Source organism: Solimonas fluminis (assembly GCF_002930645.1).
GTDB classification, from domain to species: Bacteria; Pseudomonadota; Gammaproteobacteria; order Nevskiales; family Nevskiaceae; genus Solimonas_A; species Solimonas_A fluminis.
Map to the genome: position 1 here is coordinate 78,276 of NZ_PSNW01000012.1, position 13,030 is coordinate 91,305.

At 70.6% G+C, this 13,030-nt stretch carries 11 protein-coding genes; 3 read left to right on the top strand and 8 right to left on the bottom strand.

Annotated elements, in window-relative coordinates:
- The first annotated feature begins 138 nt into the window (after positions 1-138).
- Complete coding sequence (locus C3942_RS18240) at positions 139-594, top strand: Rrf2 family transcriptional regulator (RefSeq protein ID WP_104231801.1); 456 nt, start codon at positions 139-141, stop codon at positions 592-594.
- Positions 584-1,483, top strand: a complete 900-nt coding sequence (locus C3942_RS18245; RefSeq protein WP_104231802.1) for an NAD(P)/FAD-dependent oxidoreductase — start codon at positions 584-586, stop codon at positions 1,481-1,483. Before C3942_RS18240 ends, C3942_RS18245 begins: the two co-directional genes overlap by 11 nt.
- Here C3942_RS18245 and C3942_RS18250 read toward each other — a convergent pair.
- The 8 genes from C3942_RS18250 to C3942_RS18285 all read right to left on the bottom strand — a co-directional run bounded on the left by C3942_RS18250 (position 1,480) and on the right by C3942_RS18285 (position 11,162).
- Positions 1,480-2,850: a cytochrome P450 gene (locus C3942_RS18250; protein WP_104231803.1), complete on the bottom strand. Its 1,371-nt coding sequence runs from the start codon at positions 2,848-2,850 to the stop codon at positions 1,480-1,482. The genes C3942_RS18245 and C3942_RS18250 overlap by 4 nt on opposite strands.
- Positions 2,851-3,123: 273 nt before the next feature.
- The gene (locus C3942_RS18255; protein ID WP_104231804.1) at positions 3,124-3,852 is read right to left on the bottom strand and encodes a pseudouridine synthase; all 729 of its coding nucleotides are present in this window, start codon (positions 3,850-3,852) and stop codon (positions 3,124-3,126) included.
- Positions 3,849-4,910 carry a class I SAM-dependent methyltransferase gene (locus C3942_RS18260; protein WP_104231805.1) on the bottom strand — a complete coding sequence of 354 codons (1,062 nt, stop codon included), beginning with the start codon at positions 4,908-4,910 and terminating at the stop codon, positions 3,849-3,851. Before C3942_RS18260 ends, C3942_RS18255 begins: the two co-directional genes overlap by 4 nt.
- A 142-nt stretch (positions 4,911-5,052) precedes the next feature.
- Complete coding sequence (locus tag C3942_RS18265; protein WP_104231806.1) at positions 5,053-6,114, bottom strand: MBL fold metallo-hydrolase; 1,062 nt, start codon at positions 6,112-6,114, stop codon at positions 5,053-5,055.
- A gap of 63 nt (positions 6,115-6,177) precedes the next feature.
- On the bottom strand, positions 6,178-7,035 hold the full coding sequence (locus tag C3942_RS18270; RefSeq protein ID WP_104231807.1) for an SDR family NAD(P)-dependent oxidoreductase: 858 nt from the start codon (positions 7,033-7,035) through the stop codon (positions 6,178-6,180).
- Positions 7,036-7,126: 91 nt separating this feature from the next.
- Positions 7,127-9,403: a DUF3604 domain-containing protein gene (locus C3942_RS18275; protein ID WP_165797529.1), complete on the bottom strand. Its 2,277-nt coding sequence runs from the start codon at positions 9,401-9,403 to the stop codon at positions 7,127-7,129.
- A gap of 8 nt (positions 9,404-9,411) precedes the next feature.
- On the bottom strand, positions 9,412-10,383 hold the full coding sequence (locus C3942_RS18280) for a HupE/UreJ family protein (RefSeq protein WP_104231809.1): 972 nt from the start codon (positions 10,381-10,383) through the stop codon (positions 9,412-9,414).
- Complete coding sequence (locus C3942_RS18285) at positions 10,383-11,162, bottom strand: peptidyl-prolyl cis-trans isomerase (protein ID WP_133164359.1); 780 nt, start codon at positions 11,160-11,162, stop codon at positions 10,383-10,385. The genes C3942_RS18280 and C3942_RS18285 overlap by 1 nt, the downstream gene beginning before the upstream one ends.
- A gap of 317 nt (positions 11,163-11,479) precedes the next feature.
- Between C3942_RS18285 and C3942_RS18290 the strand changes: the two genes are divergently transcribed.
- Complete coding sequence (locus tag C3942_RS18290; RefSeq protein ID WP_104231811.1) at positions 11,480-13,018, top strand: lysyl oxidase family protein; 1,539 nt, start codon at positions 11,480-11,482, stop codon at positions 13,016-13,018.
- Positions 13,019-13,030 lie beyond the last annotated feature (12 nt).

Consider the following 13,030-nt stretch of genomic DNA (forward strand, 5'->3'; position numbering starts at 1 on the left):
GATTGCAGGCCCAGCGTATAGACCGGCGCTCCCCGGCCGAGTTCAGGGAGGCCATATTCCGCCGGAAATCAGCAGGATCGCTGCCCTGCCCGCCTGCCGCCCTCGACAGGCGGGCCAATATGTATCATTGTTTGTTACATGAAAAAGGACAGCAAGCTCTCCTCGGTCCTGCACGTGCTGCTGCACATGGCGCACAGCGACCGGCCGCTCACCTCGGACGAACTCTCCGGCTACCTGCAGACCAATCCGGTGGTCGTGCGGCGCACGCTGGCCGGCCTGCGCGAGCTGGGCTATGTCGAGGCCGTGAAAGGCCCCGGCGGCGGCTGGACGCTGGACTGCGACCTGGCGCAGGTGACGCTGCGCGACATCTACGACGCCGTGGGCTCGCCCGGCGTCTTCGCCATGGGCCATCGCGAGGAGAACCCGCAATGCCTGGTGGAGCAGGCCGTCAACGGGGCGCTGGACCAGGCCTTCCGGGAAGCCGAGGCGCTGCTGATCAGGCGATTGTCCGGCGTCACGCTGGCCGATCTCTCCGCCGACTTCAACCGGCGCTACCAGGCGCATCCGCGCAGGAAGGCTCCCCATGCACACTGAATGCCCTGCCCGCTACGACGCCATCGTGATCGGCGGCAGCTACGCCGGCCTTTCCGCCGCCCTGCAGCTGGCCCGCGCGCGACGCCGGCTGCTGGTGATCGATGCCGGCATCCGCCGCAACCGCTTTGCCCTCGCCTCCCACGGTTTCCTGGGCCAGGACGGCCGCGAGCCGGGCGCCATCGTGGCGGAGGCCCGCGAGCAGTTGCTGGCCTACCCCAACGTGCAATGGCGGGACGGCATGGCCACGGACGCCCGTCACGATGACAGGGGCTTCAGCGTGTCGCTGGCGGATACCCGCCTTGCAGCCCCATATCTGGTGCTGGCCACCGGCGTGAAGGACGAACTCCCCTCTATCGAGGGGCTGGCGCAGCGCTGGGGCCGCAGCGTGTTCCACTGCCCCTATTGCCACGGCTACGAGCTGAACGAGGGCCGCATCGGCGTGCTGGCGGCGGGTCCGCATTCGCTGCATCACGCGCTGATGCTGCCGCATTGGGGACAGGTGACCTTCTTCACCAATGGTGCCCTCGAACCTGATGACGCACAGCGCGCGGAACTGCGGGCGCGCGGTGTCCGCATCGAGCCACGGCGCGTGCTGCGCCTGGCCGATACCGCGACGGTGGAACTGGAGGACGGCACGCGCGTGGTGCTGGACGGACTGTTCACCGCCACGCACATGACGATGGCGAGTCCGCTGGCGGAACAGCTGGGCTGCGAGCTCGACGAAAGCCCGATGGGGCGCTACATCCGCACCGACGCGCTGAAGCAGACCACGGTGCCCGGCGTCTTCGCCTGCGGCGACGCCGCGCGCATGGCGGGCAACGTGGCGCTGGCGGTGGGGGATGGCGCGCAGGCGGGAGCTTCGGCGCACCGGGCGATGCTGTTCGGCTAGTTGCGCCGATCGAACCTCAGCCTCAGTTCCTTCGGCGCCATCGTGAACGCGAAGTACTCCTCCACCGGCCGCTGATCGGGCAGCGATATCCGGAACTCGCGCGCGAGCATGGTGGCCACGGCACGGATCTCCAGTTGCGCCAGGTTGCGGCCGGGACAGAGGCGCGGGCCGTGGCCGAAGGCAAGCGGGGCCCTGGTGATATAGCTGGGCTGGGGTGAAAGCCAGCGTTCCGGATGGAAGCCCGGCTCGCCCGGGAATTCGGCGGTGTCGTTGGCGGCGGGCCGCGTGACCAGCACGAGGTCGGTGCCGGCAGGCACGGCGTACCCGCCCAGTTCCACGTCGACGTTCGCGTGCAGGAAGAACACCGGGGCGACGGGCTTGAGGCGGAAGGTCTCGCTCATGACCGCATCCAGATAGGGGCGCTCCGCCCCGCCCTGCATGGCCTCCGCATGCAAGCGCTCCTGTGCGCCGGGATTCTGCGCGAGGAAATACATCATCCAGGCCAGGGTCATGGCAGTGGTGTCCTCGCCGGCCACCAGCGTGCCCAGGGCGTTGCTGAAGATGTCATGGTCGCTGAACACGGAGCCGTCCTCGTCGCGCGTGGCGAGCAGGGCCTCGATCAGGTTGGTGGGCCTTTCGGCCAGCGCCGGATCGGCGGCGATGCGGGCGCGCGCCTCGGCGATCAGGCCCTCGATGTAGCCGCGCACGCCGGCGAGATCGGCGTCGAGCTGGCGGTCTGCCTTGAGCTTGAACCAGCGCCAGTAGGGCACGGGGATGCGGGCACGGCGGCTGACCTGCGGCAGGATGCGGCTCAGGTGCTTCTGGATCGGGTCCTCGTGCGTCTCCAGGGCGTTGGCGTCGTAGCCAAAGGCGAAGCGCGTGGTGACGTCCAGCGTGTAGCGCATGATGTCGTCCAGCACCGCCACAGGCTGGCCGGCCCCGGCGGCGCGCACCCACAAGCCCTGCAGGCGCGCGGTGATCGCGTCCAGCCGGGGCATGAAGGGTGCCATCTGGTGGATGTTGAGCGCACGCATGAACACGCGGCGCTGGCGCCGCCAGGTCTCGCCCTCGGAGGAGAACAGCGAGGTGAGGCCCATGTCGGAGATGATGCGGTGGAAGGCGGGGAAGCGTCCGAAGTTCTCGGGGCGCTCGCGCAGCACGCGGCGGCAGAGTTCGATGTCGGCGATCACCATGACCGGCTTGTTGACGAAGCGCAGCCGGTACAGCGGGCCGTGCTCATGCACCCAGCGCTCCAGCACCTGGTGCATGCGCCCCTGCCCGAGCTGCGGCAGGTTGCCGAGCAGCGGCCAGCCGCGGGGACCGGGCAATGCGTCGAGGGGTTTCGGGGGCGGCGGGGAATCGGGCATGTCTCGAGGCGCCGCTCGGGTGTCGGGGTGTCGGGCGATTCTAGGCCTGCGGGCTGCAGGATGTTGAGGCGGGTGTCTCAGCTTGATGCGCTCATTTACGAGCGGAGCCGGATTGGGACGGGTCCATGGCTTCCAGCTCCCCGTCTCCGCCCTTCGGCCTCCTCCCGCGAGGAGGAAGGCTGAGGCAGGGGACTCTTCCGCCTTCGGCCGCGCGCGTGACCGCCCCCGGCCCTCCCCCCGCCCGCGGGGGAAGCAGACCAGAGGCTTCTCCGCTCATGGTCCCTCGGAGCTACCGCCGTCTCGGCGCCCGAACAGCATCTCCAGGTCGGCGGAGCCCAGCGGGCGCCACTGGCCGCTGGGCAGGTCCTGCAGGGACAGGCCTCCGATCTGCGGGCGATGGAGGCTGTTCACGTGGTTGCCGACGGCGGCGAACATGCGGCGGACCTGGTGGTAGCGGCCCTCGGTGAGGATCAGGCGCGCGTGGCGCAGCCCCAGCGCTTCCATCCGCGCCGGGGCCAGCGGGGTCTGCTCGGATTCCAGCATCAGTCCGCCGCTGGCGAAGGTCGCGGCCTCGTCGCCGCGCAGGTCCCGGGCCAGGCTCGCCTCGTAGATCTTGTGGAGTCCGGACTTGGGCGAGACGATGCGGTGCAGCAGGGCACCATCGTCGGTCATCAGCAGCAGGCCGCTGGTGTCGCGGTCCAGGCGGCCCACCGTCGACAGCAGCGGCGAGCGCTGGCGGAAGCGCGGCGGCAGCAGGTCGTAGACCAGGCGGCCGGGGTCCTTGGTGGAGCAGGTGTAGCCGGTGGGCTTGTGCAGCATCAGGGTCAGGCCGGCGGGCGGGTCCAGCGGCTCGCCGTCGATGCGGATCACGGCATGCGCGGCCTGGTCGTCGGCATACAGCACCTCGCCGTCGGCGTCGGTGATGCGGCCCTGGCGGAACAGGGCCATGACGTCCTTGCGGCTGCCGTAGCCGAGGTTGGCGATCAACCGGACCAGCCTCATGCGCGCAGCCTCGGCTTGCGGGCCTCGACCACCTTGAATCCGCCGTCCTGGGCAACGCTGCGGACCTCGCCGAAGCATTCGTCCAGCGCCTGCTCGTAAGGCAGGTGGCGGTTGGCGACCATCCAGAAGCGGCCGCCGGGGTTCAGCGACTGCGCGGCCACGGCGATGAAGCGGCGGCCGATGTCGGGGCGGTCTTCGCCGCCCTGGGCATGGAAGGGCGGATTGCTGACGATGCTGTCGTAGCGTCGCGGCAAGCCGGCGGTGACGTCGTGCCAGAAGAACTCCGGCGGCAGGCGCGCGGACCGCAGGTTGATCCTCGCCATGGCCAGTGCGCGCGACTGGGCCTCGTAGAGATCGAGCGCGGTGACCTGCGGGCAGCGCGCCAGCAGTTCGGCGCTGAGATAGCCGTAGCCGGCCCCGAGATCGGCGGCGCGGCCCGAAAGGTCCGATGGCAGATGGGCCGCGAGCAGCGCCGAGGCCGGGTCGGCGCGGTCCCAGGCGAACACGCCGGGGCGGCTGGTGAAGCGGCCGCCCAGGATCGGGCGCGGCGCATCCAGGTCCGCCCACTCACCAGCCAGCGCCGCGTCGGCCGGGCCCTGCAGCGGCTCGGTCCAGAAGACGCGGCATTTGCGCCTGGACAGGTTGCTGACCCCGCCGGCGAGGCGGGCGAGGTCATCCTCGCCGCTGCGGGCGCCCTCGTCGTTGCGCATGCTGGCCAGCACCCGCCCGCCCGGTGCGCAGCGCGCGACCGCCTGCGCAAACAGCGCGCGCGCTTCCTGGCGCTGGCGTGGCGGCAGCAGCAGCACCAGGGCGAAGCGGCGCGCGGGGTCCAGGGATGCGAGGTCCACCGTATGCCAGCCCGCCTGCGCCAGGGCGTCGGCGGCAGGCTTGAACTCCTGCTCGCAGATCAGGCCCGGACGCGGCGCCTGGCGCAGCTCGGCACCGTCGCGCGCGCGCAGGAACAGCGCGCCGCCCTCGGCCGGCCAGTCCAGCAGGCCGTCGGCCAGGGGCTGGAACAGGGTGGCCAGGGTGTCGTCGGAGGAGCGGTGAAGGCGCATCGCGGCAGGCGAGGTGGAGGACGTCGCGCGAATTCTTCCAGAAAGCGGGCGCGGATGCGTCCTTTACCCAGCCCGGGCGCGGGAGCCGCGCCCCTCACCCCAAGCCTGCCCGACGCGTGCGGGGACAGGGAACAGGGGCGCGTCAGCGCAACCGGCTCACCACCGGCTCGCCGCCGGCCAGCGGCAACTCCACGAGCATGCCATCGCGCGCCAGGGCGACGCCCCTGGGGCGGATGTCGCTGACGCCGGCGAGGAAGCGGCGCTCCAGGGCCTTGGGCGGCGGCGGGGTCAGGTGGTACATCAGCAGCAGCTTCACGCCGGCCTCGTTGGCGACCTCGGCGGCTTCGACCGGGCTGGTGTGGTAGTCGGGGATGTCGTGGAAGATCTTGCGCAGGCGGGGGCGGTCCAGCGACCCGGCGGTGGCGGCCAGGCGCGCGACCATGTCCTGGTTCTGGGCTTCGTGCGCCAGCAGGTCCACGCCCCTGGAGGCGGCGATCACGCGAGCGTCCTTCACCGTATCGCCGCTGATGACGATGGAACGGCCCTTGTAGTCGAAGCGGTAGCCGACGGCGGGATGGATCGGCGCGTGCGACACGGCAAAGATGCTTACGCGCAGGTCACCGTCCGTGAACAGCGGCTGAAGTCCTTCCCCGATCCCGGCGGTGATGGGCTTCATGACGCCGCTTTCGGGTTTCAGCATCTCCGCGCCGTGGTGAGCCACGCGGTAGCCGTGATCCAGCCCGTAGGCCTGGTTGAAGCCGGCCACCACCTTCTCCACGCCCTGCGGTCCGTAGACCGGCAGGGGGCCGGGGCGGCCGGCGACCCAGGTCTGCATGTCGAACTCGCCGAGGTCGCCGATGTGATCGGAGTGGAAATGCGTCAGCAGCACGGCGCCGATGCGCTCGCCGGGCATGCGCAGCAGGGCCATGCGGTTCCAGGAGCCGGGGCCGGTATCCACCACGTAGTACTTGCCTCCGGCGATCACCGCAAGGCAGGGGCGCGCGCGATCCTCGGAGGGAAACGGCGAGGAACTGCCGCAGACCAGCAGGCGCAGGGCGTCGTCGGCGAACAGCGCCTGGCGGTCGCGGTTGTCCATGTTGCGCTTCATGACGGCGCCGACCAGGCGGTCCTGCACGGCGGGCACCTGGAAGGCAGCGAACGCGGCCGCGAGCAGGACGACAATGAGAAGGAGGAGTTTTTTCACGGTCTGTGCTCCGGCATCGGCAAAGCCCCTCTCCCACCGGGAAGGGGGAAAATAAGCAGCGATCTAGGCCGCCTTCTTGCGCGCCGTCAGCGGACGCGCCGACTGCTTCAGGAAACGGTCCAGCAGCCAGGGCGCCACGCGCTTGGTCCAGTAGCCGGACACGGCGTCGCGGCCCACCACCACGATGGCGCGGTTGCGGCGGATGCCGTCGAGCGTGCGCCGCGCCACCGTCTCCGCCTGGAGGTTGTTGGTCTTGAACCAGTTCTGGATGAAGGCCTGCGTGCGCGGCGTGTCCATGCGCCCGAACAGCTGCACCTTGGAGGCGATGGGCGTCTGCACGAAGCCGGGGCAGACGGCGGTGACGCCGATGCCGGAGGCCGCCAGTTCGCTGCGCAGGCTCTCGGTGAAGCCGACCACGGCCGCCTTGGTGGCGACGTAGCCGCCCAGGCCGGTGAAACCCACCAGGCCGGCGCCGGACGCGATGTTGACGACATGGCCGCCGCCCTCGCCGCGCGCGGAGCGCAGCAGCATGGCCGGCAGCACGGCATTGAGCACGCGCACCACGCCCAGCACGTTGACCTCGTGCAGGCGGCGCCACTCGTCCATCGGCAGTTCATGCAACAGGCCGCCGCTGACGATGCCGGCGCTGTTCACCACCACGTCCGCGGCCGGGGCCATCGCGGCGATGGCCGCGGGCAGGCGCGCCACGTCCTCGTCTCGCGCCACGTCGGCGCTGAGGGTCTGCACCTCGGCGGCGCCGAGCGCGCGCAGCGATGCGGCGGCCTTCTCAAGCTGCTCGGCGCCGCGCGCCACCAGCAGAAGGCGCGCGCCGCGGCGCGCCAGTTCCTCGGCCACGGCCAGGCCGATGCCGCTGGAGCCGCCGGTGATGACGCAGAGCTTGTTCCTGAAATCCTTGATCATGGGTGCATCCTGGCTGCAGCGGTTTGATGGTCGGTAGGCGTGGCGCGTCCGTTCATGCTGCGACAGGCTCAGCACGAACGGATGGCGCGGTTCATTTCACCCTGGCCCTGAGCGTCGCGGCCGGCGACTCGTACCAGACCGGCGAGGCCCAGGCGCGCTCCTCGAGGGTGGCGAAGATGTTGCGGCCGCGGAACGTGCCGGGGCCGCCTTCCATGCGGCAGCAGCCTTCGTAGCCCTGCCAGCCGGTTTCCGCGGGAAAGGTGCCGTTGGCAGCGCTCAGCGCCGCACAGTCCACGCCCCGGCTGACGCAGAGCTGCGTGCTCCAGCGGCAGCTGGGAATCTCGCGGGTGCGCGCATACCAGTAGGCATCGCGCTCGCCGTGGAAATCCGGGTCCTGCCAGGTGACGCAGAGCTGGTCCGGGTGCCGGCCGGCATGCACCGAGCAGTCCGGCGCCGGGCGATCCACGGGGTGCGTGGTCTTCACCACGTTGTCGTAGGCCTGCACCTTCGGTGCGCCGCCGGCGTCCAGCGTACCCTTGACGATGTCGATCGCCTGCAGGGGCAGGCTGGGCTCGCTGCCGCCCGGATCCTGCATGGCCCAGACGGTGATCCAGGGCGCAGTGGCGCCCTGCGGCTTCGGCGGCAGGTCGCCGCCCATGACCGCGCCGGTGGCGGCAGTGACACTCTCCCCGCCCTGCGCCAGCCGGGCGCAGATGTCGGCGGGTGGCGGGGTCCAGCTGGCCTGCATGCGGATGCGGATGCGCGGCCCGGAGGTGCCGAAGGTCTCGCCGCGGTGCAGGGCGTCCCAGACCTGGCCGCGGGTGTTCTCGGCGGACCAGACGCCGGCCAGGCCGCCGCTGCCGAAGCCGCGCGCGCGGTCGGTGAAGACGCGGTTGGTGCAGTTCTCCGGGTCATTGGGGTCTTCATTGTTGTTGTCGCAGGCCCAGACACCGAGGTGATCCTTGGGCTCGTCCTCCAGCACGCCGCCGTGGCCGGGGTACATCTTCTCGCGCACCATGCCGGGCGTGCCGTTGTGCGTGTCGGAGGAGGCGATGATGCCCTGGCGGTAGGGATTGATGCCCAGCACGCTGCGCAGGCTCAGGCCCTCGGCCATGATGTTGCGGAAGTAGTCCAGCGGCGTGGTGCAGTTGGCCGCGGGACCGGAAGCGCCGTTGGGGCCGGCGGTCTCGCAGACGCGCGTGAGATAGGTGGGCTCCTGCCGCAGCGAGCAGAAGCTGGGATCGCGCGAGGGATCGCCGGTGCAGTACCGGGCGCAGGACGGCGGGTCGTCCGGCAGGCCGGCGCAGACGTTCTTGGCCAGCTCGAAGTCGCAGCTGCCCTCCTCGCCGCTCAGGTAGTTGCCCTCCAGGCCCACGGCGCACTCGGAACCGCCCTTGTGCTGGTAGATCTCGAACACGCGGTCGTAGCTGCGGCGCAGCTCGGCATCGCCGCGCGTCAGTGCCACGCCGTCGCGGCCCGGCGGCAGGCCGGTGGCGAAGTCGCGTGGCATGAAGAAGCGGCCGTCGGACAGATTGGCGCTGTGGGGAATCGTCAGGGCCTTGCAGCCGGGCACGCCGCCGCACTCGGCCTGCAGGTGGTCGAACAGCATCCACTCGTCGTTGACGTTGCGGTCGTCGATGCCGCTGGTCAGCGATACCGAGGAGAACACCGTGTCCGGCACCTCGCCGGCGGGGCCGCGGAAGATGATGTTCCGGTGCAGCATCTGGCCGCGCTTGTTGGAGCTGAACTCGTAGCCGTGCATCGTGGTGAAGCTGCAGGGCTGGTACTCCTCGTCGGTGATGGCGCGCTCCTGCGCCCAGGCGGTACGGTCGGTGGGGCTCTCGGCCAGCAGGGTCTGGATCAGGATCTGGAACGGCGTGGTCGTGCCTTCGACGAAGGCGCGAATGTTGCCGCGGATGTTGTTGCCGATGATGTTGCAGACCGGGTTGGTGCCCGGCGGCAGCGTGCCGCCGGCCTCGCAGATCAGCTCGAAGGCGCCGAGGAATTCGGCGTGGTCGGTGAGCGCCACGAAGTCCAGCGGCCGGTCCAGCGTCTCGTAGGTCACCGGGGTGTCGGGGTCGTCGTCGCCCGCCGGGTAGCCCGCGGGCTCGCCCTTGGCGAAACGGATCGCCTCGCGCGGCCCGTTGATGGAGTTGAAGAAGTAGGTGTCGAAGGAAAAGCTGGTATGCACGTGCAGGTCGCCGTACAGGGCCTGCTTGCGCCCGGGCAGGATCGGCCCGCACTCGCCCTGGATGGTGCCCGGCGGGTTCTCCACCGGCGGTTCGGCGACCTGCGGCGCCTCGGAGCGGCCGCAGGCGGCAAGGGCGAGAACCAGCCCGCACATCGTATGCCGCATCGCTGCTTTCATGTGTCTCCTCATCCCAGTACCGCCGCGCTGCGCCCGATCAGCCAGTACGCCGACAGCGCGCCATACGCACACAAGGCCAGCGGCGCCCAGCGCCGCTGCGGCTGCAACAGGCGCAGCAGGGCCAGCAGGCCCACTACGAACAGCAGTTGTCCCGCTTCCACGCCGAGGTTGAAGGCCGCCAGGGCCCAGCCCCGCGCCTGCTCGGGCAGGCCGGTCTCGGCCAGCGCCCCGGCAAAGCCGAAGCCGTGCAGCAGCCCGAAGGCGAAGGCCACCGATGCCGGACGCCGCTGCGCCAGGCCCTGCGCGCCGGTCGCCAGCTCCACCGCCAGCAGCAGGATCGAAGCGGCGATGCAGGCTTCCACGGCGCCGGAGGGCAGCGTCCAGCCGCGCAGCATCGCCCCGGCCAGCGTGATCGAGTGCGCCAGCGTGAACGCGGTGAGCGTGCCCACCAGCGCAGCGATGCCGCGGCCGCCGCGCTGCCACAGCGCGAACAGGCCGACCACGAACAGCAGGTGATCGAGGCCAAGCAGGATGTGGTCCACGCCCAGCACGAAGTAATGGGCCACCGGCGGCGTGCCGGCCTGCAGGCCCGGCTGCCAATGCGGCCGCGCGGCGGACAGCACGCTGTACTGCCCTTCTCCCTGCAGCGGCTGCACCAGCAGCACGGCGTCCGGCAGTTGCACGCTGAAGCCGCTCAGTCCGAGGCGGCCGTCCAGCCCCTGCGGACAATGCAGGCGCCAATGCAGCACCACGCCCTCGTCGGCCGGCTGGCTGCGGGTTGCGCCGTCCTGGGTGCAGCTCGCCGGCCACTGCGGCTGCAGCGACAGCAGCTTGCCCTCGAAATCCTCCGGCAGGCGCAGGCGGCTGTCCCAGGTCTGGGCATCGGCCTGCGTCACGCGCCATTGGGCACTGCTCATCGCATGCGCCCAGGCGGCGGGCGCGGCGAGCAGCAGGACCAGGGCGGCGAGGAGCGCGCGCATCAGGGCGTGCCGGCGTCCAGGCCATAGCGGGCCTTGAGCTGGGCCAGCGCCAGCCGGGTCTGCTCGCGGCGGTGTTCCAGCAGATAGTCACGCTGGGCGCGCTCGCGCACGGCCTCGTAGTCCGGCCGCCCGCTGCGTCGCTCGTGGAGGCGCACGAAGTGCAGGCCGGTGGCCGAAGGCAGGGGACCCTGCCAGCTCTCCAGCGGCAGCTCGGCGAGCTGGGCCACGAAGGCCGATCCGAACAGGCCCACGATCTGGCGCTGGCTCAAGGCCACCACCTGGGTGCCGCCCGGATGCGGATCGCTCAGCGCGGCCAGCCCGGGCGGCGGCTGCTGCAGGATGGCGGCCATCCGGGCGGCATCCGCCGCCAGATGCGCATCGCGCAGGCCGCGCGACAGGAAGACATGGTCGAAACTGAGGCGCTCCAGGCCGCCGTAGCGGCTGGCGTGGCGATCGATCCATTGGCGCAGCTCCGCCGGCGAGGGCTCTGCGACATCGACGCCGGTCTCCAGCATCAGTCGCATCTTCTGCACCAGGCGACGGCGCACGATCAGGTCGCCCTCGCCCAGCCCGCGCGCCAGCGCCTCGCGATACAGCACCTCGTCCTCCAGCCATTGCTCCGCGCTCTGTCCCTCTGCCGCCACCTCGGGTGGCGACAGCGGCGCCTGCCGGAGACGCAGGGAATCCGCCGCGAACAGCACTGCGCCCAGGGCCAGGAACAGCAGCAGGGCATGGCGCTGCTGCAGGCGGCTGAGGGCATCGAGGAAGCGGGAGATCACGGCCGCGCGCACTGTTCGACAACCGCAGCCGGGCGCGGCGCATCCGCCGCGCAGGGCATCGCCACCAGGATCCTCAGGCTGTCGTTCATGCGCTCTCCCCGGCCGTGACGGAACACGGCCCGCGGCACATTAAAGGCGCTTTGTTTACACCATGTCAATATTGTGAGCCGCCACCCTGGACGGCACTGGTAAATCCACACCCCCTGCGGCGCGCCGGCGGCCCTGGCACGGCCGTTGCTCCTGCCACCCTGGATGGCGCCGCCGCAAGCCCCGCCGCGCCGGCGTGGTGCAACGCCGCCATCCGGGGGAATCCATACATGCCGATGCTGCCTTCCTCGCGTGCCCTGCTGGCCGCTCTGCTGCTGTCACCGGCCTGCGCGTTCGCGCATGGCGCCAAGGCCACGGGACCCGCCGCCGCGCTGGGCCTGGACGAGTCGACATTCTGGGATGGCGGAACCATTGCCTCCGGACGCGTCGGCAACGCCGCACTTTGCGACCGGCTCGGCCCATGCCCGAGCTGGAAGATCGTCATCGCTCCGGGCGGACGCCGCCTACGCGTGGGCCTGGACACGCCGGAGCGCAGCGATACCTTCGCGCTGGACCTGATCGACCCGCATGGCGCGGTCGCGGCCAGCGACAGCAACTCCAACCAGTTCAATTCCGAAGCCCTGGTGACAGATCCGGAACCCGGCGAATGGACCGTCCGCGTGCGTCCTGAAAGCGTCACCCAGGCTTCGTTCCGCCTGCGCGCCAAGCTGGAGTCGGTGTTGCCGGAAGACCTGTTGGCCCAGGGCGCGAAGCGCGCTCTGCTGCCCAACCTGCGCACGGTGCCACCCTACGAGTTCACCTTCATCGCGCCGGCCAATCCGCTCAATGGCGTCTACCCGCCTGACACCATCAATCCGCCGCTGGCCGTCGGCGACATCCATCCGATCTCCTGCACGGTGGACGAGGCCGCGCCGGTGGCGCTGGGCGGCGGCGGCGCCAGGCGATGCCTGCGCTTCACCTCCGGCCCGATGAACCTCGGGCCGGGCATCTACGACATGCGCTTCCGCCTGATCGAGGATTTCATCGCGGGCAACGCGCAGCTCAACCTGCAGGAGGCACTGTCGCGCATCGTGGTGGGCCCGATGCAGCAGGTGATCCACTACTCCGACGGCAGCACCCAGGAGATCACGGCGGGCACCTACAGCTTCCACCCGATCCACGCGCATTTCCACGACGACTACGTGCTGTCCTTCGAACTGTTCGCCGTCAGCGATGCGGCGCGCGGCACGATGGCACGCGTCGGCGAGGGCACCAAGTCGGGCTTCTGCCCGGCCGACCAGTTGTTCGCCGACTGGACGCAGTTCAACCAGGGCTATGAAGTGCCGGGCGGCGACACCGCGCTGGGCAGCTGCTTCTCGCCCAACGACGGCGTGATCGGCCTGTCGATCGGCTGGGGTGACGTCTACCGCTGGCAGCGCCCGGGCATGTACGTGGAGTTCGACGGCATGCCCAACGGCCGCTACGTGGTGCAGTCCCGCGTCGATGCCAACAACCACGTGCTCGAGGCGCACGACGACGACAACCTGTCCTATGCCTACATCGAGGTGCAGGGCGACAACATCCAGTTGCTGGAGCGCGGCTGGGGCGAGAGCCCCTGGGACCCGGCCAAGACCGTCTTCGACGGGCCGGGTCCGGCCCAGCGGGCCGCTCCGGCCACCCGCCGTGGCGACAGCGTTCCCTCCGGCGGCAGCGGTGGCGGGGCTCCGTCGGAGTGGCTGCTGGCGCTGTTGACGCTGATCGCGCTGCTGCGTCTGGAGCCGCCCCGGTCGACCCTGGGGCAGCTCCGGCCCCATCCGCGCCGGCACTGAAAAAAAATGGCC